A 22,170-nucleotide genomic window follows, 5' to 3' on the forward strand; every position below is an offset into this window, starting at 1 on the left:
CGGTGTTGGCGAAGCTGGAAGAGGTTCTGGAAGGTTTTCATGAGCTCAACCCTACCCAGTGGGGTGAAAGATGGCAAGCACTCGAAAAAAATTGATAGAAATGCTTAAAAAGTACTTTTTTGCGAGATTTTATAGCGCTTCATAGCGCAAAAGACCGCGTCTATTGCGCGGTCTTTTTAAATGGCGCAAACCTGCCTCAGGGCTGGAAGGCGCCGATGAAAATGGCCGGATCGACCCGTGCATCGTTCAGGCTGACGTTCCAGTGCATGTGCGGGCCAGTGGCGCGCCCGGTGGAACCCACCCGCCCGATGACGGCGCCGCGACTCAGTGTCTGCCCGGGTTTCACGTCGATTTTCGACATGTGGCAGAACATGCTGATAAAGCCTTGGCCGTGGTCGACGAAAACGGTATTGCCATTGAAGAAGTAGTTACCGACCAGGATGACCTTGCCATTGGCCGGCGTCTTGATTGGCGTGCCGGCCGGTACGGCGAAGTCCAGGCCCGCATGGGGATTGCGCTCTTCGCCGTTGAAGAACCGACGTACGCCAAAGCGGCTGGACAGGGGGCCGTTGACCGGCTTGTCGAGTAGCAGGTTGCTTGGCAAGCCTGGGCTGAAGCTGCGGTAGGCGCGAACCTGTTCGGCCAGTTCGGCGTCGATGCGCTTCAGGTCAGCCGGGTTGGGATTGACCTGGCGCTTGTTCTTCAGGGTGATGTGCTGCTCTGGGTATTGCTTGCTGCCGACGGTAAAAGCCAGCGTGCGCGTGCCGAGGTTGAGTGTCGCCGGGCCGGGTTTCTGAGTCAGGGGCACGCCGACAATAGCCAGCCATTTGTCCTGTTCCTTTACCACCAGCACTGGTTTGCCCTCGAAGCGAGCATTGGGCGCCTGAGCGCCTGGGCCCAAGTCAATGACTGCGACGCCGCCGGGCGCCGGCTTGTTCAGTTTCTGGGTGATGTAACTGGCGTGGGCGGTGCCGGCCAGTGTCAGGCAAAGCAGAAAAGCGAGCAGACGGGGCATGGATCAATCCAGTAGAGAAAGCGTGACCGGGGTCTGGTGGTTGTCTTCGACGCGTACCTGTAGCTGACCTTCGCCGAGGCGCGCAGTCAGGCGTTGGCCGTTGTGGGTCTGGCTGGCGCTGCGAATGGCCTGGCCACGTTCATCCAGCAGGATGCTGTAGCCGCGGCCCAGGGTGGCCAGCGGGCTGACCACCTGCAGGGTCTGGACGGTGGCCTGCAACTGCTGGCGACGATCCTTCAGGGCTTCACGCATAGCGCGTGGCAGGCGCTCGGAGAGGCTGTCCAGGCGTTGCTTGAGCAGTGCCAGTGTGCGCCCGGGGTGCTGCGCGGCCAGCCGTGTGTCAAGCCGGGCCAGGCGCTCGCGGCGTTGGTTCAGGCGTTGCTCGAATGCGCGGCGCAGGCGCATATCCAGGTCATCCAGGCGCTGTGCTTGCTGGCGCAGCCGTTCGCCGGGGTGGCGCAGGCGTCGGCTCAGGCCTTCGACACGCAGGCGCGCATGGGCCAGACGGTTTTGCATCTGCAGCAGCAGGCGCCGTTGCAGGCTGTCGATGCGCCGTTGCAGGTCACTGCTGTCTGGCGCCAACAGTTCGGCTGCAGCCGACGGGGTAGGCGCGCGGACGTCGGCGACGAAGTCGCTGATCGAAACGTCGGTTTCATGGCCGACTGCGCTGACGATCGGTGTTACGCAGGCGGCGATGGCCCGGGCCACATCCTCTTCGTTGAAGCACCAGAGGTCTTCAAGCGAGCCGCCGCCACGGGCCAGGATCAGCGCGTCGAAACCCAGGCTGTCGGCCCGTTGCAGTGCGCGAACAATTTGCCCAATGGCTTCACGGCCCTGCACGGCGGTTGGGATCAGGGTCAGCTCAACCTGCGGCGCACGGCGCCGAAAGACACTGATGATGTCGCGGATCACCGCGCCGGTGGGTGAGCTGATAATGCCTATGCGCTGCGGATGCGCGGGCAGGGCAACCTTGCGCTCGCTGCTGAACAGGCCTTCGGCGCCAAGCTTTTCCTTCAGCGCCTCGAAGGCCAGGCGCAAGGCGCCATCACCGGCCGGTTCCACGGTGTCGAGAATCAGCTGGTAGTCGCCACGCCCCTCAAACAGAGAGACCTTGCCGCGCACCTTGACCGCCAGGCCATCGCGCAACGCTTGACGCACCCGTGCGGCGTTGTTGCGAAACAGCGCGCAGCGCACCTGGGCACCACTGTCCTTGAGGGTGAAATAGATATGGCCGGAGGCCGGGCGGGCGAGGTTGGATATCTCGCCCTCGACCCAGATACTGCTGAAAACATCTTCAAGCAGCACCCGGGCGCGGCCGTTGAGTTGGCTGACGGTCAGGACTTCGCGGTCCAGACCGAGTCGTTCGAAAGGGTCTCTGATCATGGGCCGCATCATAAAGGATTGTGAGCGCATTGCGCGCTATCGGCGGTTCGAATGCAGCTGGTTGCGTCGGGCCGTTGCATCGCTGCTGGCTTGAAAGTGGGTTAAATCGAATGCTCCGTGCGTGTGGTCAATGACCTGCGCTGCAGCCGAACAGTGAGGGTTGTTTAGGGAAACGTTGAGCCATTCACCCGTTCGCTTAGGAGAAGTCCTGCATTAATTCTGGAATCGGCTGATATACGCCCTCTAGCTAAAGTTGATTAGCTGTCATGCAGGCACAAGGCAAAGCAGCGGTATGTGCAGCAAGTGTAGGCTGACATTAATGCTGCAATGGCCAATCTCGGGGTATTGGGCAATGCCTCTGCGCTGGAAACAACTCAAAGATGGCTGTAAGCCCTTGAATACCTGACGGTCACGAAAAATAGCGCGTAACGCACGCAGCATAAGCCAATGAAATTTACGGTGGCAGCCCTTTCACCACGATACTCAATGCATTTTGGGGAGTTTGAAATGAGTTATCTAGAGGATGTCATAATCAATGAGCCCATCGCTGACGTGCTGACGGCATTCATTCCTGGAGTTTCATATCAGACGATTGATCGTCTGTATGTCCATTTCAAGTTTGAGGTCATCGCCAACGGTGAGCTTATTAAGGTGTATAGACAGCTTTTCAATGATGGGGTGTTTATCACGAACGAAAAAGGCCTGCCGATGAAAGGCCCGAACTGGTCAGTCCCAGATTTTATAACCTTGAACAAGTACAGGGCCGACACGCTGGATACACCCTCCAGCCCGGTTTGATCCAGTGAAGGTTCAATCGCAGCCATTAAGGACGTTCCGATCACGTCAGCACAGGTCGGGCGGCCTGTGCTGACGTGATTGGAGTTTTCCTGGCCTTTACTGGCGGGGCAGAAATGAGGAGCCGGAGCACAATTGAGTGCTCGGAGTGAAGATAGGCGTGCATGGAACGATGCTCATACGGCAACCCTTGAGGGTTAAAGGGCGATGAAGAAGCGGACCCGCTTTACACAGCAGAAGCGGAAGAAGCGTATATCGGCGACAGATGGAAAATGAAATGGGGTGTGAGCAATGAGTTATCTGGAGAAAATCATAGTCAACGAGTCCATCGCTGACGTGCTGACGGCATTAATTCCTATCTCTTCATACCCAATGATTGACTATATGTACGTTCGATTCAAATTTGAAGTCGTCGCCAGCGGTGAGCTTATGAGTGTGTATGAGCAGCTTTTCAATGACGGGGTGTTTGTCACGAACGAAAAAGGCCAGCCGATGAAAGGCCCGAACTGGTCAGCCCCAGATTTTGTAACCTTGAACAAGTACAGGACCGACACGTTGGATACACCCTCCAGCCCGGTTTGATCCAGTGAAGGTTCAATCGCAGCCATTAACGGTTGGCAGATGAGTCAGCCCTGTTCACGCAGGTGCTTAACAAACTGCTGCACCAACGGCCCGGCATCACGCCGATAGGCGACGGCCACGGTGCTGGTACAGCCCTCATCGGCCAAGGGCACGAATGTTAGTCCGCTGGGCGCGATGTCTTTCATGCAGCGCGGTAGTAGGGCCACGCCAAACCCGGCCTGAATCAGCTGCAGTTGTGTGGTCTTGCGTGACACCACTCGCGCAGCCTTGGGAAAGAATCCCGCCTGCATGCATAACTGCGCAGACAGGTAGCTCAAGCCGCCTCGTTGGCGATGGGGGATGGAGATAAAGGCTTCTTCCCGCAATTGCGCCAGGTTGGCTGTGGCCGCGCTGGCCAAGGGGTGGTCGCTGGCCACCGCTAGCAGCAGTGGTTCCTCGAACAGCGGCTCAATGCACAAGGCTTCATGCTGGCGCAGGACGGGGAGGCGCAGCAGGCCCAGCTCCAGCCGGCCTTCGACAAGTTCTTCGAGCTGCGCTTCGGAGGACTGCTGGGCAATCTCCATGGAGACCTTTGGGTTGTCCTGCAGGTAGCGGCTGAGCCGGGCGAGCAAGTGCCCTGTCAGCGGTACGGTGCTGGAGTGACTGAGGCGAAGGCTACCGCGCAGGCCATTACCGATTTCGTGGGCCATGCGACTGGCTTTTTCCAGTTCGCTGAGCAGGCTGCGTGCGCGTGGCAGGAACGCCTCGCCCGCCGTTGTCAGGCGCGGCTGGCGGGCGGTGCGCTCGAACAGTGGCGTGTCGAGCAGGTCTTCCAGCACCTTGATCTGCCGGCTCAAGGCCGATTGGGCGATGAACAGGCGCTCGGCGGCGGCGCTGAAGCTGCCGCTGTCGGCGATTTCAACGAAGTAGCGCAGCTGTCGCGTGGAGATCATTGAGCTATGCCTTTTAAAGATACCTTCTGCGTAAATTGCATATTAGTCGGCATGGCTGGTGAGTGGATAAAGTTTCCGCGTCTTCCTTAGAGGTCGCTCGCTATGACGGTGGCAATGGTGTTTTCCCTACTTCCCTTTTCGGCGATTGACTGGCTGCTGATCATGCTGGGTGTCGGTGCGGCCTATGTTGTCTTTGGTGTCGCCGGGTTTGGTACAGCGCTGGTCGCGGGGCCAGTGATGATTCAGTTCATGCCGTTGTCGCGGATTATCCCGTTGTTGGTGCTGCTGGATTTCGTGGCGGCGTTTGGTAACTGGCTACCGGCACGCAAGGCTGTGGTACGCAGCGAGCTGATGCGTCTGCTGCCGTGCATGGCGCTGGGCTGCACTCTGGGTGTGATGTTCCTGCTCAACCTCAAGTCCGACCTGCTGTTGCTGCTGATGGGGCTGTTTATTACGGCGTATGCCGTCTACAGCCTGGCGGTGACCATCAAGCCTGCACGCCTGGCGCCTGGCTGGGTGGTGCCTATGGGTACGGTTGGTGGCCTGTTTGGGGCGCTGTTCGGGAGTGGCGGCTTTCTTTATGCGATCTACCTCAATGCCCGGTTGCTCTCCAAGGATCAGGTGCGTGCCACCCAGAGTGCCTTGATCAGTTGCAGTACGCTGGTGCGCCTGAGCCTGTTCCTGCTGGCGGGTGTGTATGCCGACCTGCCGTTGTTGCTGCTGGCGCTGTGCCTGGCGCCGATGATGCTGCTGGGCGTGTGGGTGGGCCGACGGCTGACCCTGAACATGTCGCGCGAAGCGTTTGTGCGCATGGTCACCTGGCTGGTGCTGGCCAGTGGTATTGCACTGATCGGTCGCTATCTGAGTGCCTGAGCACGGGTTAAACTGGCGACTTTGAATTGGTTTGGCCGTCGTTATGAATACCCAGTGCATCATCGTCCCGAAAATTTCCACGGTTCCGGTACATGAGCCGAGAGCCCGGGCGATCCTGCGTTGGCTAGTGCGCGAAAACATTGTCGAAGAACAGCTGAGTACCTGCGGGCGTACCGGCAATCGCATGGCGTATGCCATCGCGCCGGGCGCACGCAAGGTGGTGCTGCATCCGGAACTGCTGCCGTTCGATCAGCCGGTCAATGGCCTTGAGGTGGTCACCAAGCGTTGCATCTATACGCCGGTGCAGGGGTTTCTGGAGGAGGCCGGGTGTGCCGAATGCCGTCGCGAGGTTGGCGAGGCGCTGTTCGAGAGCCTGGAAGAGTGGATGCCTGGGCAGACCGATAACTTCACCTGCCCCGAGTGCGGCCATGAGGACGATATCAACGGCTTCCTGTTCCTGCAGCCGTGTGGTTTTTCCAACCTGGGGTTTATCTTCAACAACTGGGCCGAAGCTGGTTTCAAACCCTCTTTTATCGAAGCATTTGCCGATTGGCTGGACCAGCCCGTGGCCGTGGTGCAGGTGACATTGAACGACAACTGACCGAAGGGCCATCTATACATTGAGTGAAGGCCCGGGTATGAGTATAATGGCGCGCTTCCATTTTTCCCGCCCGGGAGCCCCCGCGATGCTGCGTATCAGCCAAGAAGCCCTGACCTTCGACGACATTCTCCTAGTGCCTGGTTATTCCGAGGTACTGCCCAATGAAGTCAGTCTCAAGACCCGTTTGACCCGTGGCATCGAGCTGAATATTCCGTTGGTTTCCGCCGCCATGGATACCGTGACCGAAGCCCGCCTGGCCATTGCAATGGCACAGGAAGGTGGCATCGGCATCATCCACAAGAACATGACCATCGAGCAGCAGGCTGCCGAAGTGCGCAAGGTCAAGAAGTTCGAGGCTGGCGTGGTCAAAGACCCGATCACCATCGACGCTGACGCTACCGTGCGCGACTTGTTCGAATTGACCCGCCTGAACAATATCTCCGGTGTACCGGTACTGCACAAGGGTGACCTGGTCGGTATCGTGACCTCCCGTGACGTGCGCTTCGAGAACCGTCTGGACGCCACCGTGCGTGAAGTGATGACGCCGAAAGAGCGTCTGGTCACTGTCCGCGAAGGCGCCGACAAGAACGAAGTCCGCGAGCTGCTGCACAAGCACCGTCTGGAAAAAGTCCTGATCGTCGACGAGCAATTCGCCCTCAAGGGCATGATGACCGTCAAGGACATCGAAAAGGCCAAGGCCTACCCGCTGGCCAGCAAGGACGACCAGGGTCGTCTGCGCGTCGGCGCCGCTGTCGGCACCGGCAAGGACACTGGCGAGCGCGTTGCCGCACTGGTTGCTGCTGGCGTTGACGTGGTTGTGGTCGACACCGCTCACGGTCATTCCAAAGGCGTTATCGACCGCGTTCGCTGGGTCAAGGAAAACTTCCCGGAAGTGCAGGTCATCGGCGGCAACATCGCCACTGGCGCTGCGGCCAAGGCACTGGTTGAAGCTGGCGCCGATGCGGTCAAGGTCGGTATCGGCCCAGGCTCGATCTGCACCACCCGTATCGTTGCAGGTGTTGGCGTGCCGCAAATCAGCGCCATCGCCAATGTCTCTGCTGCACTGGAAGGCACCGGTGTGCCATTGATCGCTGACGGCGGTATCCGTTTCTCCGGTGACCTGTCCAAAGCCATCGTTGCAGGCGCTTCCTGCGTAATGATGGGTTCGATGTTCGCCGGTACCGAAGAAGCGCCAGGTGAGATCGAGCTGTTCCAGGGCCGCTCCTACAAGGCGTACCGCGGCATGGGTTCGCTGGGTGCTATGTCCCAGGCCCAGGGCTCTTCCGATCGCTACTTCCAGGACTCCTCGGCCGGTGCCGAGAAGCTGGTACCGGAAGGTATCGAAGGTCGCGTTCCGTACAAAGGCTCCCTGACCGCAATCATTCACCAATTGATGGGCGGTCTGCGCTCCTCGATGGGTTACACCGGCAGTGCCACCATCGAAGAGATGCGCACCAAGCCTGAGTTTGTCCGCATCACCGGTGCCGGCATGGCCGAGTCCCACGTGCATGACGTGCAGATCACCAAAGAAGCGCCAAACTACCGCGTAGGTTGATGCTTCTGGCAGTACTAGCAAGCGGGGCTGTTATCGACAGCCCCGTGTCGTTTCCGATTACCACTGACGAGATTGAGTCATGGCCCTCGACATTCACGCTCACCGCATCCTGATCCTCGATTTCGGTTCCCAGTACACCCAACTGATCGCTCGTCGCGTTCGCGAAATCGGTGTGTACTGCGAACTGCATCCGTTCGACATGGACGATGAAGCGATTCGCGAATTCGCCCCGCGCGGCATCATCCTCGCAGGCGGCCCCGAGTCGGTCCACGAAGCCAACAGCCCACGTGCCCCGCAAGCCGTTTGGGACCTGGGTGTACCTGTGTTCGGCATCTGCTACGGCATGCAGACCATGGCCGAGCAATTGGGCGGCAAGGTTGAAGGTTCCGATCTGCGCGAATTTGGTTACGCCCGTGTCGATGTCGTCGGCAAGAGCCGCGTGCTGGACGGCATCGAAGACCATGTAGACGACGATGGCGTATTCGGCCTCGATGTCTGGATGAGCCACGGTGACAAGGTTACCGAGATTCCAGCCGGCTTCCATATTCTGGCCAGCACCCCGAGCTGCCCGATCGCCGGTATGGCCGACGACACCCGTGGCTACTACGGCGTGCAGTTCCACCCGGAAGTGACCCACACCAAGCAGGGCGGTCGCATCCTGTCGCGCTTCATCCTCGACATCTGCGGCTGCGAAGCACTGTGGACTGCGTCGAACATCGTTGAAGACGCCATTGCCCAGGTGCGTGAGCAGGTGGGTTCGGCAAACGTACTGCTGGGTCTGTCTGGCGGTGTCGACTCTTCGGTGGTGGCTGCGCTGTTGCACCGTGCCATTGGCGATCAACTGACCTGCGTCTTCGTCGACAACGGCCTGCTGCGTCTGCACGAAGGTGAGCAAGTGATGGCCATGTTCGCCGAGAACATGGGCGTCAAGGTGATTCGTGCCAACGCCGAGGAACAGTTCCTGTCCAATCTGGCCGGCGAAGCCGACCCAGAGAAGAAGCGCAAGATCATCGGTCGCACCTTCATCGACGTGTTCGATGCTGAGGCGAGCAAGCTGGAGAACATCCAGTTCCTGGCCCAGGGTACCATCTACCCTGACGTGATCGAGTCGGCCGGTGCCAAGAGCGGCAAGGCTCACGTGATCAAGTCGCACCACAACGTTGGTGGCCTGCCAGAGGAAATGAACCTAAAGCTGGTCGAGCCGCTGCGCGAGCTGTTCAAGGACGAAGTCCGCCGTATCGGTCTGGAACTGGGCCTGCCTTACGACATGGTCTACCGTCACCCGTTCCCGGGCCCAGGCCTAGGTGTCCGGATCCTCGGTGAGGTGAAGAAAGAGTACGCCGACCTGCTGCGTCGTGCCGACCACATCTTCATCGAAGAGCTGCGCAAGGCCGACTGGTACCACAAGGTCAGCCAGGCGTTCGTGGTGTTCCAGCCCGTCAAATCCGTTGGCGTGGTAGGTGATGGCCGTCGTTACGCCTGGGTCGTGGCCCTGCGTGCCGTGGAAACCATCGACTTCATGACCGCCCGTTGGGCGCACCTGCCGTACGAGCTGCTGGAAACTGTCAGTGGTCGCATCATCAACGAGATCGATGGTATCTCGCGGGTGACCTACGACGTGTCGAGCAAGCCGCCGGCAACCATCGAGTGGGAATGATCCCGCGTTCGGCATTGGCTACTGACAAACCCCCGCTTTCTAGCGGGGGTTTGTTTTTTAAGCCGAGTGGATTCTGGCGCTGATCCCTATCGGCGTTGGCTTGCCAATGATGCCGGCGCCGCATGCCCGCTGACACTCCGCTTCGCGCAGTGCTGTCAGGCAACAATATGTGCAAAGATAAGCTTGGAAATCTCGACGATCGCGGTCTTGCCGGTGAACTTGAACTTCACTTTGCCCAGCGACGAAAAGTAAATTTCCAACTCCGAGTCCAGGTCGAACGTGCCGGAAGTTTCAACCGAGTAGGTCACGATATTTTTGTAGGGCAGGGAGGTGAAATCCTTTTTGCTGCCGTGCATCTTGGTTTCCGCCAAACGTCGGCGGTAAGCCGGGCAGCACAGAAGCATCGCTCACGTTGACGTACCTTGGGGCTAGAACGGGTGGCTTCAGTGTTCATGACTCGATCTTCTTGAATCAATATTTTTACAGGTTGGTGTTTTCATGCATAAGAGGATAAATCCAGGCTTTTTATTTGATAGCACCCAATACGGATTCAGCCAGGCTGTTATTTCAAAAGGAAGTAATCACATTTTCTTATCAGGGCAAGTTGCAGCCAATGCAGATCAGTCTCTGCACAGCGTTGGCATGTACGAGCAAGCAATACGATGCTTAACATGCATTGAAAGGTTGTTGGCAGAAGTCCCTGCGCGCTTGAGTGATGTAACAATTCTCAGAATCTATATACGAGCTGATGCGAGTAATCCAGATTCTCAGAACGATATCTCAAGAGCACTGCATGACTCATTTGGAGACAAGTTGCCAGCCTCCTCGTGGATCTTGGTCTCGGGGTTGGCGAGCCCAGACTGGCTCCTGGAGATTGAAGCTCAAGCCGTTACTGAATAATGTGATCGCGCTCGGGCGTGTAAACGCCTGCGGCAGGCGTTTACACGATTTGTTCTAATGGTTGCCCGGCGAAACGCTGGAAGAAGCCATTGACCGTTACCAGTGCAAGCCTGGATCCCACAGGGAGCGCCCATGTGCTGCGCGGTCCCCTGTGGGAGTTGGCTTGCCAACGATGCAGGCGCCGCAGGCTCGCTGACACCCCGCGTCGCGCAGTGCTGTCAGGCAAAAATATGTGCAGAGATAAGCTTGGAAATTTCGACGATCGCGGTCTTGCCGGTGAACTCGAACTTCACTTTGCCCAGCGACGAAAAGTAAATTTCCAACTCCGAGTCCAGGTCGAACGTGCCGGAAGTTTCAACCGAGTAGGCCACGATATTTTTGTAGGGCAGGGAGGTGAAATCCTTTTTGCTGCCGGTGAGGCCTTGCACGTTCACCGCGATGATGCGCTTGTTGGTGAACACCACGCCGTCGCGCATGGATTTGTAAGCGTCGATGACGTGTTCGCCGTCTAGCAGCAGGGCGGTTACGCGTTCGGCGTATTCGTCGTTTTGCTTGAGTTTGAAGAAGCCTTTGTTGTTGAAGTCGATCATGCGTGGATATCCTTATGAGGTGAGCAACAGTCCAGGTTTTTCAATGGCAGGGGCTGGTCGTGGGGATTCTGGTGCAGATGGGGTGGGTGCCACAAGGCGGGTGCGACAAAGTCTTCACTTAATCTTTCTCAAATGCAGGTGTATCGTATTCGCCCTTCATCGCTGGCACAGTTCGCCAGCCTGTTGAGTCTGCAGTACGAGGTGCTTGCTCCGATGTCCTTTACCCGGCGACAAATTCTCGGTGGCCTTACTGGCTTGGTGGCGGTTGGCCTGGGGGCGGGTGGCGCTGCGCGCTATTGGCTGGGCAGGACCGACCCGAATGCTGGCCATGACTACGAGCTGATTGCCGCACCCCTGGATGTGGAGCTGGTATCGGGCTACAAGACACCGGCGTGGGCGTTTGGGCCTTCGGCGCCGGGCACCGAGTTGCGCGTACGTCAGGGCGAATGGCTGCGTGTACGCTTCATCAATCACCTGCCGGTTCCCACGACTATCCACTGGCACGGCATTCGCCTGCCGCTGGAAATGGATGGCGTACCCTACGTTTCGCAACTGCCGGTATTGCCGGGCGAATACTTCGACTACAAGTTCCGTGTGCCGGATGCCGGTAGCTACTGGTATCACCCGCATGTGAGCAGTAGTGAGGAGCTGGGACGCGGGCTGGTGGGGCCGTTGATTGTCGAGGAGCGCGAGCCCACCGGGTTCAAGCACGAGCGCACCCTGAGCCTGAAGAGCTGGCATGTGGACGAGCAAGGGGCCTTTGTGGCCTTCAGCGTGCCTCGTGAAGCTGCCCGGGGTGGTACGGCGGGGCGCTTGCTCACCATCAATGGTGAACCCAATGCTGTTGTCGATCTGCCGGCTGGGCAGATTGTCCGCGTGCGCTTGCTCAACCTGGACAACACCCTGACCTACCGGATCAACCTGCGCGGGAATGCCGAGGCGCGTATTTATGCGCTGGATGGCAACCCGATCACGCCGCGTCCGCTGGGCAAGGACTACTGGTTGGGCCCGGGTATGCGTATTTGTCTGGCGATCAAGGTGCCGCCGGCGGGTGAGGAAATCTCCCTGCGCGATGGCCCGGTACGCTTGGGTACCTTGCGCTCGGTCGCCAGCAATGACACGCCGAGTGACTGGCCGCCAGCGCTGCCGGCCAACCCGGTGGCCGAGCCGGATCTGGCCAATGCCGAGAAGCTCCACTTCAATTTTGAGTGGGCAGGTTCGGTGTCGGTGAATACCGAGAATCGACCGCCAAGCCTGTGGCAGATCAATGGTGTTGCCTGGGACATCACGGACAAGACCTGCTCTGATCGCCCGATTGCTACGCTGAAGAAGGGCAAGAGCTACATCTTCGAGCTGAAGAACATGACCCAGTATCAGCACCCTGTTCACCTGCATGGCATGTCCTTCAAGGTGATTGGGTCGAACCGACGCAAAATCGAGCCGTACTTCACCGACACCTACCTGTTGGGCAAGAACGAACGCGCCCAGGTCGCCTTGGTTGCCGATAACCCGGGAACCTGGATGTTCCACTGTCATGTCATCGATCACATGGAAACCGGCCTGATGGCTGCAATCGAGGTGGCATGATGCGCCAGCCCCAGATCATTGATCGCAGTCGCGATCAGGTTTTCATGCAGATGGCCCTGGACCTTGCGGCCCAAGGCGCGGCCTTGGGTGAAGTGCCGGTGGGTGCGGTGCTGGTGCAGCATGGTGAGGTCATTGGTCGGGGGTTCAATTGCCCGATCAGTGGCAGTGATCCCAGCGCGCATGCCGAGATGGTCGCCATTCGTGCGGCTGCGCAGGCTGCCAGTAACTACCGCTTGCCGGGCAGCACCCTCTACGTGACGCTGGAGCCGTGCAGCATGTGCGCAGGGCTGATCGTCCATTCGCGTATTGCCCGTGTGGTGTACGGGGCGCTGGAGCCTAAAGCCGGGGTGGTGCAGAGCCAGGGGCAGTTTTTTACCCAGGGTTTTCTCAATCACCGCGTGCTGTTTGAAGGCGGGGTATTGGCCGAAGAATGCGGCAGTATTCTCACTGAGTTCTTCAAGGCGCGGCGTGCGCGATCCTGAGCGGGCATGCCGCTGGAAAGTGCGCGATGACTGACAGCGGGGCTCAGAGGGACGATGGCTGCTCAGGTGGTTTGGTCTTGTTGACCCCCGGCACATGCAGGTTGCCTTCGGCCACCTGATTGCCCTCAAGCTGTGGCTGCGTAACCCAGGTCAGGATGTCGTAGTAGCGACGGATGTTGGCCACGAAGTGCACGGGTTCGCCGCCGCGGGCGTAGCCATACCGGGTTTTGCTGTACCACTGCTTTTGCGACAGGCGTGGCAGCATTTTCTTTACATCCAGCCACTTGTTCGGGTTCAGGCCTTCCCGGGCCGCCAGTTTGCGTGCGTCGTCCAGGTGGCCGCTGCCCACGTTGTAGGCCGCCAATGCGAACCAGGTACGGTCCGGCTCTTCGATCTTGTCGTCCAGCTCGTTCTTGACGTGCATGAAGTACTTGGCGCCACCGCTGATGCTCTGCTTGGGGTCCAGTCGATTGGAGACGCCCATGGCCTGGGCCGTGCGTTGGGTGAGCATCATCAGTCCGCGAACGCCGGTCTTGGAGGTGACCTCTGCCTGCCACATCGACTCTTGGTAGCCGATGGCCGCCAGCAGGCGCCAATCAACCTTTTCTTTCTTGGCCGTGGCCTGGAAATGCTTCTCGAAGCGTGGCAAGCGTTGCTGCAGGTGTTGGGCGAAGGTATACGCGCCGACGTAGCCAAGTACATCGACATGGCCGTAATAGCGGTCTTTCAGGCGTTGCAGGGTGCCGTTCTTTTGGGCCTTGTCGAGGAAGGTGTTGATTTCGTTGAGCAGGCTGTTGTCGTCGCCAGCGGCGACGGCCCAGCGCTGGTCGCGGGCATCCCCCAGATCAAACGCTACCCGTACGTTGGGGAAGTAAACCTGGTTCATTGCCAATTCGTTGGAGTCGACCAGGGTCAGGTCGATCTGGCCTTCGTCGACCATGCGCAGCAGGTCGACCACTTCGACCGCCTCGGACTCTTCGTAGCTGAGCTTGGGGTACTGTTTCTTCAGTTCCGCCAACTGCTCGGCATGGGAGCTGCCCTTGAGCACCATGATGCGCTTGCCGACCAGGTCGGTGACGTCGGTAGGGCGTGAGCGGCCGTTGCGATAAATGATCTGGGGCGTGACTTCCAGGTAGGGGTGGGAAAAGCGCACCTGTTGTTTGCGCTGCTCGCTGCTGACCAGGCCGGCGGCCGCCAGAACCGGGCCTTGTGGTTTGCCCAGTTGTCCGAACAGGTCGTCAAGGTTGTCAGCGGTTTCGATCTTCAGCTCTACCCCCAGATCGTCGGCAAAGCGCTTGACCAGTTCGTACTCGAAGCCGGTTTCGCCGTTGCGGTCCTGGAAGTAGGTGGCCGGGCTGTTGCGGGTAACCACGCGCAGCACGCCATCCTCTTTGACTCGCTCGAGTGTGCTGGGTTTTTCAACGCAGGCACCGAGCAGCAGTAAGAGTCCGGTTGCGATGAGCCATTTGGCGCAACGCTGGCGCAAAGCAGTCTGGGCAAACATAACGTGCAGTATACGCAAAGGTCAGGCCCAGCCATATCTCGACAATGGGTGGCTTGTCTGTTAGCGATGGGCAAAAATGTACGCGCAAAACGTAGGGTTTTTACCGTCTTTTTCAATTTAAGAGGTGGCGCTGTTGTAGGCCGTCAGCAGATACCGATATTCGGGCAGGGGTGGATGCAGCGTTTCGAGTGCCTGACGCGCCGGTTTAGGCTACAATGCACGGCCTCTAAGCACACCCCCTTCCTGAGGCTGTCCCGACGATGTTGATCCTGCGCGGCGCTCCTGCCCTTTCTGCCTTTCGCCACGGTAAGTTAATCGAGCAACTGAGCCAGAAAGTCCCCGCTGTTAGTGGTTTGTATGCTGAATTCGCTCATTTCGCCGAGGTTGACGGTGATCTGACCGCCGATCAACAGCAGGTGCTTGCACGTCTGCTCAAGTACGGCCCTAGCGTACCGGTTCAGGAGCCCACTGGCCGCCTGTTTCTGGTAGTGCCACGTTTCGGCACCATTTCGCCCTGGTCGAGCAAGGCCAGCGACATCGCCCACAACTGTGGCCTGACTAATATCCAGCGCCTGGAGCGGGGTATCGCCTTCTATGTCAGCGGTGAGCTGAGCGAGGCTGATGTCGTTGCTGTTGCCGACGTGCTGCACGACCGCATGACTCAGCTGGTGCTGAGCAAGCTGGAAGATGCCGCGGGCCTGTTCAGTCACGCACAACCCAAGCCGTTGACGGCGGTCGATGTACTGGCCGGTGGCCGCGCCGCACTGGAAAAGGCCAACGTCGAGTTGGGTCTGGCCTTGGCTGACGATGAGATCGATTACCTGGTCAATGCCTTCCTGGGCTTGAAGCGCAATCCACACGATATCGAACTGATGATGTTCGCCCAGGCCAACTCCGAGCATTGCCGGCACAAGATCTTCAATGCCAGCTGGGATATCGATGGCGAAAGCCAGGAAAAAAGCCTGTTCGGCATGATCAAGAACACCTACCAACTGCACAGCGAAGGCGTGTTGTCTGCTTACAAGGACAACGCCTCGGTGATCGTAGGTTCCGTGGCTGGTCGTTTCTTCCCGAACCCTGAAACCCGCCAGTACGGCGCGGTGCAGGAGCCGGTCCACATCCTGATGAAGGTCGAGACCCACAACCACCCGACCGCTATTGCGCCGTTCCCGGGTGCTTCTACCGGCTCCGGTGGCGAGATTCGCGACGAAGGCGCTACCGGCCGTGGTGCCAAGCCGAAAGCGGGCCTGACCGGTTTCACCGTTTCCAACCTGCGCATCCCCGGTTTCGAACAGCCTTGGGAAAAGCCTTACGGCAAGCCTGAGCGCATCGTCAACGCGCTGGACATCATGATTGAAGGCCCACTGGGTGGTGCGGCGTTCAACAACGAATTCGGTCGTCCAGCCCTGACCGGCTACTTCCGTACCTTCGAGCAGTCGATCACGACCCCGCACGGTGATGAAGTCCGTGGCTACCACAAGCCGATCATGCTGGCCGGTGGTATGGGCAACATCCGTGAAGATCACGTGCAGAAGGGCGAAATCAGCGTCGGCGGCAAACTGATCGTGCTGGGTGGCCCGGCCATGCTGATCGGCCTGGGTGGTGGTGCCGCTTCGTCGATGGCGACCGGTTCCAGCTCGGCTGACCTGGATTTCGCTTCCGTTCAGCGCGAAAACCCTGAAATGGAGCGTCGTTGCCAGGAAGTGATCGACCGCTGCTGGCAACTGGGCGACAACAACCCGATCAAGTTCATTCACGACGTCGGTGCGGGCGGCCTGTCCAACGCTTTCCCTGAGTTGGTTAACGACGCCGGTCGCGGCGGTCGTTTCGAACTGCGCAACGTGCCGAACGACGAACCAGGCATGGCACCGCTGGAAATCTGGAGCAACGAATCCCAAGAGCGTTATGTGCTCTCGGTCGATGCGGCCGATTTCGAGCGTTTCAAGGCTATCTGTGAGCGTGAGCGCTGCCCGTTCGCGGTGGTTGGCGAGGCCACTGCCGAACCGCATCTGACCGTTACCGACAGCCATTTCGGCAACAATCCGGTGGATATGCCACTGGACGTGCTGCTGGGCAAGCCGCCAAAAATGCACCGTTCGGTGACCCGTGAAGCGGAACTGGGCGATGATTTCGATCCAAGCGCACTGGCGCTGGATGACTCCATTGATCGCGTATTGCGTCACCCTGCGGTGGCCAGCAAGAGCTTCCTGATCACCATCGGCGACCGCACCATCACGGGGCTGGTTGCTCGCGACCAGATGGTCGGCCCGTGGCAAGTGCCCGTGGCCGATGTCGCTGTCACCGCCACCAGTTTCGATGTCTACACCGGTGAAGCGATGGCCATGGGTGAGCGTACCCCGCTGGCCCTGCTCGATGCCCCGGCGTCCGGTCGCATGGCGATTGGCGAGACCCTGACCAACATGGCTGCCTCGCGGATCGGCAAGCTGTCCGACATCAAACTGTCGGCCAACTGGATGTCCGCCGCAGGTCACCCGGGTGAAGATGCGCGTCTGTATGACACCGTCAAGGCCGTTGGTATGGAGCTGTGCCCAGAGCTGGGCCTGACCATTCCGGTGGGCAAGGACTCCATGTCCATGAAGACCCGCTGGAGCGAAGAGGGCGAGGAGAAGAGCGTTACCTCGCCGCTGTCGCTGGTTGTCACCGGTTTTGCGCCCGTGACTGACATTCGCAAGACCCTCACCCCAGAGCTGCGCATGGACAAGGGCGAGACCGATCTGATCCTGATCGACCTCGGCCGTGGCCAGAACCGCATGGGTGCCTCGATCCTGGCACAGACCCACGGCAAGCTGGGTAGCCAGGCGCCGGACGTCGACGATGCCGAAGACCTGAAAGCCTTCTTCGCCGTGATCCAGGGCCTGAACGCTGACGGTCATCTGTTGGCCTACCACGACCGTTCCGATGGTGGTCTGCTGGTCAGCGCACTGGAAATGGCCTTTGCCGGTCACTGTGGCCTGAGCCTGGAGCTCGACACCCTGACCAGCAAGCGTGAGAAGGTCGCGGCGATTCTTTTCAACGAAGAGTTGGGTGCGGTCATCCAGGTGCGTCAGGACGCTACGGCAGAGGTACTGGCACAGTTCAGCGCCGCAGGCCTTGGTGAGGACTGTGTTGCCGTGATCGGTCAACCGATCAACAGCGCCGAAGTGCAGATCAGCCTGAACGGCGAAGTGCTGTTCGACGGTGAGCGCAGTGTGTTGCAGCGCACCTGGGCGGAAACCAGCTACCGGATCCAGCGTCTGCGTGATAACGCTGACTGTGCCGATCAGGAGTTCAATGCCCTGCTGGAAGAAGACAATCCAGGCTTGAACGCCAAGCTGGGCTTTGACGTCAACCAGGATGTCGCGGCGCCTAACATCAAGACCGGTATTCGTCCGCAAGTGGCTGTACTGCGTGAGCAGGGTGTCAACGGCCAGGTGGAAATGGCCGCTGCGTTCGACCGCGCCGGCTTCAATGCCATCGACGTGCACATGAGCGATATCCTCGCTGGTCGCGTTGACCTGAACGACTTCAAGGGGCTGGTCGCCTGTGGTGGCTTCTCTTATGGTGACGTGCTGGGTGCCGGTGAAGGCTGGGCCAAGTCGGCCCTGTTCAACAGCCGTGCCCGTGATGCCTTCCAAGGCTTCTTCGAGCGAATCGACAGCTTCACCCTGGGTGTCTGCAACGGTTGCCAGATGCTCTCCAACCTGCACGAGCTGATTCCGGGCAGCGAGCTCTGGCCGCACTTCGTGCGTAACCGTTCCGAGCAGTTCGAGGCCCGTGTGGCCATGGTTCAGGTTCAGGAGTCGAACTCGATCTTCCTGCAGGGCATGGCCGGTTCGCGCATGCCGATCGCCATCGCTCACGGTGAAGGTCATGCCGAGTTCCAGAGCCCTGAGGCGCTGCTTGAAGCAGACCTGTCCGGCTGCGTGGCGCTGCGTTTTGTCGACAACCATGGCAAGGTTACCGAAGCTTACCCGGCCAACCCTAACGGTTCGCCGCGCGGTATCACTGGCCTGACCAGCCGCGACGGTCGCGTCACCATCATGATGCCGCACCCTGAGCGGGTCTTCCGTGCCGTACAGAACTCCTGGAAGCCGGACGAGTGGAGCGAAGACGGTGCGTGGATGCGGATGTTCCGCAACGCGCGCGTGTGGGTGAACTAAGCCGGATGTACAAGCTCGCCTTCTTCGTACCGCCTAGCCATCTAGAGGTGGTCAAGGCTGCCGTATTCGCCGCCGGTGGCGGCCGAATCGGTGACTATGACTGCTGCGCCTGGCAGGTACTTGGCCAGGGCCAGTTTCGCCCACTGGACGGCAGCCAGCCGTTCATTGGGCAGGCGGGTGTGGTTGAGCAGGTGGAAGAGTGGCGGGTAGAGTTGGTGGTGGCCGACGCGTTGATTGAATCGGTCGTCACTGCTCTGAAGCAGAGCCATCCGTATGAAACCCCAGCCTATGAAGTCTGGCAGCTCGCCAACTTTTGAGGGGTTCAATAAAAACGCCGCGATCGATACCGATCGCGGCGTTTTTTTATGGGTTCAGTTTACTGCTCTTGCTGCCTCAGGGGCGGATCTCGATCAGGGTGCCGTCCTTGACCAGGCTCCAGACTTCGCGCATGTCAGCGTTCTTCATGGCGATACAGCCTTCGGTCCAGTCCAGGGTATGGAAGTACCACTCCGGGTACTCGTCATTGAGCGGGGTACCGTGGATCATGATCATGCCGCCAGGCTCGACACCTTCGCGGCGCGCTCGGGCGGCATCGCTGACGTTCGGGTAGGAGACATGCATGGCCAGGTTGTAGCGATCGCTAACCTTGCGCCAGTCAAGCCAGTACAGGCCTTCCGGGGTGCGTTTGTCACCTTCGCGCTGTTTCGGGCCGTTGGGCTGCTTGCCCAGGGAGATGCGGTAGCTCTTGAATGGTTCGCCAGCGCTGATCAGTTGCAGTTGACGGGCTGATTTGATGACCAGCACTTTGTCGACTGTGCGTTGCTGTGAGACCGGCTTGGTCACGATGGTTTCGGTGAAGGCCGCCTGAGATACCGAGGCCACTGTGAGGCAGAAGAGGGCAAGCAACCAACGCATGAAACAATATCCCTGATAAGTAGCCAGATCTAAGTCGTGAATGACGGGCCGAACAGGGGGGGTAGGCATTCGTTACCGACCGGGAAGCGCTGCTCGACGAGGTCACGATAATAGCATTCTAGGGTACGACTGATGGTGCGGAAAGCCAGCTCATCCCAAGGTATTTCGCTTTTTTCAAACAGCCGTACTTCCAGGCTTTCCTCGCCAATGGCGAAATTCAGATCGCTCAGTTCGGCGCGGAAGAACACGTGTACCTGGTTGATGTGCGGCAGGTCGAACAGTTGGTACAGGCTCATTGGGCCAAGTCGCGCGCAGGCCTCTTCGATGGTCTCGCGGCGAGCGGCCTGTTCGATGGTCTCACCGTTCTCCATGAAACCAGCCGGCAGGGTCCAGTAGCCGCGTCGGGGTTCGATGGCGCGGCGGCACAGCAGTATCTGGCTGCCCCAGATTGGCAGAACGCCGGCGACGATGTTCGGGTTCTGGTAATGAACGGTCTGGCAATGCTCGCACACATAGCGCAGGCGGCTGTCGCCTTCGGGGATGCACTGAATGACCGGTTTGCCGCAGGCGCTGCAGAAATTCATGATCGGATTATCCTGATGGTTAGGCCTATCTTCGCGCCAGTGTCGGCAGGCCCGCAAGCGGGTTTGCCGCAGGGGGTTGGGCAGGGCGGTGCATTTGGTGCATGATGAGGAGAGTCCTTGAGTTGAGAGAGACCATGCTGGACGAGTTACTTCGCCGAGTGAGTAGTCATACACCGAGTACCCTGGAGACGGATCGACGTTTTCCCGAGGCCGCCGTGTTATTGCCCATCACGCGCAGCGACGAGCCTGAGCTGGTGCTCACCTTGCGCGCCAAGGGGCTTTCCACCCATGGTGGTGAAGTAGCCTTCCCGGGTGGTCGACGCGACCCGGAAGACCCCGACCTGATCTTCACCGCCTTGCGCGAGGCCGAGGAGGAGATTGGCCTGCCGCCGGGCCTGGTGGAGGTCATCGGCCCGTTAAGCCCACTGATTTCCCTGCACGGCTTGCGCGTCACGCCCTTTGTCGGGGTGATTCCCGACTATGTCGAGTACCGCGCCAACGATGCTGAAATTGCCGCTGTGTTTACTGTGCCGCTGGCGTTCTTTCGTCAGGACCCGCGCGACCATACGCACCGCATCGACTATCAGGGGCGCAGTTGGTATGTGCCCAGCTACCGATTCGGCGAATACAAGATCTGGGGGTTGTCGGCGATCATGATCGTCGAGCTGGTCAATCTGGTTTACGATGCCGGCATCTGCTTGCACAAGCCGCCAGAGCGTTTCATTCCAATCTGAGCGGGCTCACCCGCCATGATCCAATCGTGAGGAACCACGCATGAAATACCGTCTGGGCGACCTGCGGGTCGAAGCTCATCCGCAGAGCTGGGCTGCGCCCACTGCCACGCTGATTGGCAAGGTGCGCCTGCAGGCGGGCGCCAGTGTCTGGTTCGGTGCGGTACTGCGTGGTGACAACGAGCTGATCGACATTGGCGAGAACAGCAACGTTCAGGACGGTACGGTGATGCACACCGACATGGGTTCGCCGCTGACCATCGGCAAGGGCGTGACGATTGGTCACAATGCCATGCTCCATGGCTGCACGGTGGGTGACTACAGCCTGATCGGCATCAACGCAGTAATCCTCAACGGCGTGCGTATCGGCAAGCACTGTATTATCGGCGCCAATGCACTGATTCCCGAAGGCAAGGAGATCCCCGATGGCTCCTTGGTCATGGGCTCGCCGGGCAAGGTCGTGCGCGAGCTGACAGAAGCACAGATGAAAATGCTTGAAGCCAGCGCGGCCCACTACGTTCACAACGCACAGCGTTATGCCCGTGATCTGGCTGAGCAGGAGGCATGATGGTCAGCCCGGAGCGCCCGGTGGCGTCACCTTGTGTCAACGTGTGCGCACTGGACGAGCAGGATATCTGTACCGGTTGTCAGCGTACCGCCAGTGAAATCACGCGCTGGGGGCGCATGGACAACAGTGAGCGGCGTGAGGTGCTGCTGTTGTGCCACGAGCGCGCACTGGCTGCGGGTTTGATACTGTCGACGGCCCAGCCATCGGCTTGAGCCTTACCGGGGCGGTCAAGTATTCTGTGCGGCTTGCCCTTCGGTTGCCCCTATGTTCTTTCTGATTGCTTACATCAGCAGTGTCGTGCTGATCAACTACGCCTTTTCCAGCGCCCCGCACCTGGACATCATCTGGTCTGCCTGGGGTGGTCTGGTGTTTATCCTGCGCGATATGGTGCAAACCCGCTTTGGGCATGGCGCACTGATCGCCATGCTGGCAGCGCTGGTACTGTCCTACCTCACCTCCGAACCGGCCATCGCCCTGGCCAGCGCCACGGCCTTTGCGGTCTCCGAGTGCATCGACTGGCTGGTCTTCAGTATCACCAAGCGGCCCTTGCATGACCGCCTCTGGCTCAGCTCGGCGCTGAGCATTCCGCTGGACACCTTTATCTTCTTCGGCATGATCGGTGCGCTGACGCCTGCGGTAGTCGGTACTGCATTGGGCTCCAAATTTGCCGGTGTGACGGTGGTCTGGCTGGCGATGGCCTGGCGCGCGCGGAAAAACGCCTACGCCAGCTGAGGCTTAGATGCCCGGTTCATGTAA

General features: G+C 59.4%; 22 protein-coding genes and 1 pseudogene. 15 read left to right on the plus strand and 8 right to left on the minus strand.

Annotated features, from left to right (window positions below; translation table 11 throughout):
• Positions 1–196: 196 nt before the first annotated feature.
• On the minus strand, positions 197–1,015 hold the full coding sequence (locus tag ACZ9H3_RS20270) for a peptidoglycan DD-metalloendopeptidase family protein (protein ID WP_476222231.1): 819 nt from the start codon (positions 1,013–1,015) through the stop codon (positions 197–199).
• Between the two features lie 3 nt (positions 1,016–1,018).
• Positions 1,019–2,398, minus strand: a complete 1,380-nt coding sequence (gene xseA, locus ACZ9H3_RS20275) for an exodeoxyribonuclease VII large subunit (RefSeq protein WP_476222233.1) — start codon at positions 2,396–2,398, stop codon at positions 1,019–1,021.
• A gap of 507 nt (positions 2,399–2,905) precedes the next feature.
• Between xseA and ACZ9H3_RS20280 the strand changes: the two genes are divergently transcribed.
• Positions 2,906–3,196, plus strand: a complete 291-nt coding sequence (locus ACZ9H3_RS20280; RefSeq protein ID WP_476222235.1) for an immunity protein — start codon at positions 2,906–2,908, stop codon at positions 3,194–3,196.
• Positions 3,197–3,484: 288 nt separating this feature from the next.
• Positions 3,485–3,775 carry an immunity protein gene (locus ACZ9H3_RS20285; protein ID WP_476222237.1) on the plus strand — a complete coding sequence of 97 codons (291 nt, stop codon included), beginning with the start codon at positions 3,485–3,487 and terminating at the stop codon, positions 3,773–3,775.
• A 44-nt stretch (positions 3,776–3,819) separates the two neighbouring features.
• On the opposite strand, the gene ACZ9H3_RS20290 is transcribed toward ACZ9H3_RS20285, so the two are convergent.
• On the minus strand, positions 3,820–4,707 hold the full coding sequence (locus ACZ9H3_RS20290) for a LysR family transcriptional regulator (protein WP_476222239.1): 888 nt from the start codon (positions 4,705–4,707) through the stop codon (positions 3,820–3,822).
• 102 nt (positions 4,708–4,809) lie between these two features.
• Here ACZ9H3_RS20290 and ACZ9H3_RS20295 point away from each other — a divergent pair, with 102 nt between their 5' ends.
• The 4 genes from ACZ9H3_RS20295 (at position 4,810) to guaA (ending at position 9,393) form a co-directional block, all read left to right on the plus strand.
• Complete coding sequence (locus ACZ9H3_RS20295) at positions 4,810–5,580, plus strand: TSUP family transporter (RefSeq protein ID WP_476222241.1); 771 nt, start codon at positions 4,810–4,812, stop codon at positions 5,578–5,580.
• A 43-nt stretch (positions 5,581–5,623) separates the two neighbouring features.
• On the plus strand, positions 5,624–6,181 hold the full coding sequence (locus tag ACZ9H3_RS20300; protein WP_065761733.1) for a sugar ABC transporter ATPase: 558 nt from the start codon (positions 5,624–5,626) through the stop codon (positions 6,179–6,181).
• Positions 6,182–6,266: 85 nt separating this feature from the next.
• On the plus strand, positions 6,267–7,736 hold the full coding sequence (guaB, locus tag ACZ9H3_RS20305; RefSeq protein ID WP_099773668.1) for an IMP dehydrogenase: 1,470 nt from the start codon (positions 6,267–6,269) through the stop codon (positions 7,734–7,736).
• Positions 7,737–7,815: 79 nt separating this feature from the next.
• Complete coding sequence (gene guaA, locus ACZ9H3_RS20310) at positions 7,816–9,393, plus strand: glutamine-hydrolyzing GMP synthase (RefSeq protein WP_065761731.1); 1,578 nt, start codon at positions 7,816–7,818, stop codon at positions 9,391–9,393.
• A gap of 155 nt (positions 9,394–9,548) precedes the next feature.
• Here the strand turns inward: guaA and ACZ9H3_RS20315 are convergent.
• Positions 9,549–9,743 (minus strand): annotated as a pseudogene (locus tag ACZ9H3_RS20315) (PH domain-containing protein); the annotation flags it as partial.
• Positions 9,744–9,891: 148 nt separating this feature from the next.
• Between ACZ9H3_RS20315 and ACZ9H3_RS20320 the strand changes: the two are divergent.
• Complete coding sequence (locus tag ACZ9H3_RS20320; RefSeq protein WP_476222244.1) at positions 9,892–10,293, plus strand: Rid family hydrolase; 402 nt, start codon at positions 9,892–9,894, stop codon at positions 10,291–10,293.
• Between the two features lie 218 nt (positions 10,294–10,511).
• On the opposite strand, the gene ACZ9H3_RS20325 is transcribed toward ACZ9H3_RS20320, so the two are convergent.
• Positions 10,512–10,883: a PH domain-containing protein gene (locus ACZ9H3_RS20325; protein WP_099773671.1), complete on the minus strand. Its 372-nt coding sequence runs from the start codon at positions 10,881–10,883 to the stop codon at positions 10,512–10,514.
• 213 nt (positions 10,884–11,096) lie between these two features.
• Here ACZ9H3_RS20325 and ACZ9H3_RS20330 point away from each other — a divergent pair, with 213 nt between their 5' ends.
• Entirely contained in the window at positions 11,097–12,470 is a 1,374-nt protein-coding gene (locus tag ACZ9H3_RS20330; protein ID WP_099776548.1) for a multicopper oxidase family protein, read from the plus strand.
• Positions 12,470–12,952, plus strand: coding sequence for a tRNA adenosine(34) deaminase TadA (gene tadA / locus ACZ9H3_RS20335; RefSeq protein WP_099776550.1), 483 nt, complete (start codon positions 12,470–12,472; stop codon positions 12,950–12,952). The genes ACZ9H3_RS20330 and tadA overlap by 1 nt, the downstream gene beginning before the upstream one ends.
• Before the next feature lie 43 nt (positions 12,953–12,995).
• Here the strand turns inward: tadA and mltF are convergent, their stop codons facing one another.
• A complete protein-coding gene (gene mltF / locus ACZ9H3_RS20340; RefSeq protein ID WP_065761800.1) occupies positions 12,996–14,456 on the minus strand; it encodes a membrane-bound lytic murein transglycosylase MltF in 1,461 nt (486 codons plus the stop codon).
• 260 nt (positions 14,457–14,716) lie between these two features.
• On the opposite strand from mltF, the gene purL reads away from it, so the two are divergent.
• Together purL and ACZ9H3_RS20350 are read left to right on the plus strand one after the other, a co-directional pair.
• Positions 14,717–18,616, plus strand: coding sequence for a phosphoribosylformylglycinamidine synthase (gene purL, locus ACZ9H3_RS20345; RefSeq protein ID WP_476222247.1), 3,900 nt, complete (start codon positions 14,717–14,719; stop codon positions 18,614–18,616).
• A 5-nt stretch (positions 18,617–18,621) separates the two neighbouring features.
• Positions 18,622–18,933, plus strand: a complete 312-nt coding sequence (locus ACZ9H3_RS20350) for a YqfO family protein (protein ID WP_099773673.1) — start codon at positions 18,622–18,624, stop codon at positions 18,931–18,933.
• A 76-nt stretch (positions 18,934–19,009) separates the two neighbouring features.
• On the opposite strand, the gene ACZ9H3_RS20355 is transcribed toward ACZ9H3_RS20350, so the two are convergent.
• Both ACZ9H3_RS20355 and ACZ9H3_RS20360 read right to left on the minus strand, forming a co-directional pair.
• The gene (locus ACZ9H3_RS20355; RefSeq protein ID WP_476222249.1) at positions 19,010–19,531 is read right to left on the minus strand and encodes a L,D-transpeptidase family protein; all 522 of its coding nucleotides are present in this window, start codon (positions 19,529–19,531) and stop codon (positions 19,010–19,012) included.
• Positions 19,532–19,560: 29 nt separating this feature from the next.
• Positions 19,561–20,115: an NUDIX hydrolase gene (locus ACZ9H3_RS20360; RefSeq protein ID WP_476222251.1), complete on the minus strand. Its 555-nt coding sequence runs from the start codon at positions 20,113–20,115 to the stop codon at positions 19,561–19,563.
• A gap of 134 nt (positions 20,116–20,249) precedes the next feature.
• Here ACZ9H3_RS20360 and ACZ9H3_RS20365 point away from each other — a divergent pair, with 134 nt between their 5' ends.
• Genes ACZ9H3_RS20365 through ACZ9H3_RS20380 form a run of 4 tightly spaced genes read left to right on the plus strand, consistent with a single transcriptional unit; the run spans position 20,250 to position 22,146 of the window.
• Positions 20,250–20,849 (plus strand): CoA pyrophosphatase, encoded by a 600-nt coding sequence (locus tag ACZ9H3_RS20365; protein ID WP_065759972.1) that lies wholly within the window; start codon positions 20,250–20,252, stop codon positions 20,847–20,849.
• Positions 20,850–20,889: 40 nt separating this feature from the next.
• A complete protein-coding gene (locus ACZ9H3_RS20370) occupies positions 20,890–21,414 on the plus strand; it encodes a gamma carbonic anhydrase family protein (RefSeq protein ID WP_065759971.1) in 525 nt (174 codons plus the stop codon).
• A complete protein-coding gene (locus ACZ9H3_RS20375) occupies positions 21,414–21,626 on the plus strand; it encodes a DUF1289 domain-containing protein (protein WP_454242168.1) in 213 nt (70 codons plus the stop codon). The genes ACZ9H3_RS20370 and ACZ9H3_RS20375 overlap by 1 nt, the downstream gene beginning before the upstream one ends.
• A 52-nt stretch (positions 21,627–21,678) precedes the next feature.
• Positions 21,679–22,146, plus strand: coding sequence for a VUT family protein (locus ACZ9H3_RS20380; protein ID WP_065759969.1), 468 nt, complete (start codon positions 21,679–21,681; stop codon positions 22,144–22,146).
• The last annotated feature ends 24 nt before the right edge of the window (positions 22,147–22,170 follow it).

The organism is Pseudomonas sp. TE3910 (genome assembly GCF_056279025.1).

Excerpts from the sequence above, each read along its gene's own strand:
- ACZ9H3_RS20370 (WP_065759971.1), top strand. The coding sequence starts at position 20,890 with ATGAAATACCGTCTGGGCGACCTGCGGGTCGAAGCTCATCCGCAGAGC.
- guaB (WP_099773668.1), top strand. The coding sequence starts at position 6,267 with ATGCTGCGTATCAGCCAAGAAGCCCTGACCTTCGACGACATTCTCCTA.
- ACZ9H3_RS20300 (WP_065761733.1), top strand. The coding sequence starts at position 5,624 with ATGAATACCCAGTGCATCATCGTCCCGAAAATTTCCACGGTTCCGGTA.
- ACZ9H3_RS20350 (WP_099773673.1), top strand. The coding sequence starts at position 18,622 with ATGTACAAGCTCGCCTTCTTCGTACCGCCTAGCCATCTAGAGGTGGTC.
- ACZ9H3_RS20320 (WP_476222244.1), top strand. The coding sequence starts at position 9,892 with ATGCATAAGAGGATAAATCCAGGCTTTTTATTTGATAGCACCCAATAC.
- ACZ9H3_RS20355 (WP_476222249.1), bottom strand. The coding sequence starts at position 19,531 with ATGCGTTGGTTGCTTGCCCTCTTCTGCCTCACAGTGGCCTCGGTATCT.
- ACZ9H3_RS20365 (WP_065759972.1), top strand. The coding sequence starts at position 20,250 with ATGCTGGACGAGTTACTTCGCCGAGTGAGTAGTCATACACCGAGTACC.
- mltF (WP_065761800.1), bottom strand. The coding sequence starts at position 14,456 with ATGTTTGCCCAGACTGCTTTGCGCCAGCGTTGCGCCAAATGGCTCATC.
- guaA (WP_065761731.1), top strand. The coding sequence starts at position 7,816 with ATGGCCCTCGACATTCACGCTCACCGCATCCTGATCCTCGATTTCGGT.
- xseA (WP_476222233.1), bottom strand. The coding sequence starts at position 2,398 with ATGATCAGAGACCCTTTCGAACGACTCGGTCTGGACCGCGAAGTCCTG.
- ACZ9H3_RS20295 (WP_476222241.1), top strand. The coding sequence starts at position 4,810 with ATGACGGTGGCAATGGTGTTTTCCCTACTTCCCTTTTCGGCGATTGAC.
- ACZ9H3_RS20375 (WP_454242168.1), top strand. The coding sequence starts at position 21,414 with ATGGTCAGCCCGGAGCGCCCGGTGGCGTCACCTTGTGTCAACGTGTGC.
- ACZ9H3_RS20280 (WP_476222235.1), top strand. The coding sequence starts at position 2,906 with ATGAGTTATCTAGAGGATGTCATAATCAATGAGCCCATCGCTGACGTG.
- ACZ9H3_RS20325 (WP_099773671.1), bottom strand. The coding sequence starts at position 10,883 with ATGATCGACTTCAACAACAAAGGCTTCTTCAAACTCAAGCAAAACGAC.
- ACZ9H3_RS20290 (WP_476222239.1), bottom strand. The coding sequence starts at position 4,707 with ATGATCTCCACGCGACAGCTGCGCTACTTCGTTGAAATCGCCGACAGC.
- ACZ9H3_RS20380 (WP_065759969.1), top strand. The coding sequence starts at position 21,679 with ATGTTCTTTCTGATTGCTTACATCAGCAGTGTCGTGCTGATCAACTAC.
- ACZ9H3_RS20285 (WP_476222237.1), top strand. The coding sequence starts at position 3,485 with ATGAGTTATCTGGAGAAAATCATAGTCAACGAGTCCATCGCTGACGTG.
- ACZ9H3_RS20270 (WP_476222231.1), bottom strand. The coding sequence starts at position 1,015 with ATGCCCCGTCTGCTCGCTTTTCTGCTTTGCCTGACACTGGCCGGCACC.
- tadA (WP_099776550.1), top strand. The coding sequence starts at position 12,470 with ATGCGCCAGCCCCAGATCATTGATCGCAGTCGCGATCAGGTTTTCATG.
- ACZ9H3_RS20360 (WP_476222251.1), bottom strand. The coding sequence starts at position 20,115 with ATGAATTTCTGCAGCGCCTGCGGCAAACCGGTCATTCAGTGCATCCCC.
- purL (WP_476222247.1), top strand. The coding sequence starts at position 14,717 with ATGTTGATCCTGCGCGGCGCTCCTGCCCTTTCTGCCTTTCGCCACGGT.
- ACZ9H3_RS20330 (WP_099776548.1), top strand. The coding sequence starts at position 11,097 with ATGTCCTTTACCCGGCGACAAATTCTCGGTGGCCTTACTGGCTTGGTG.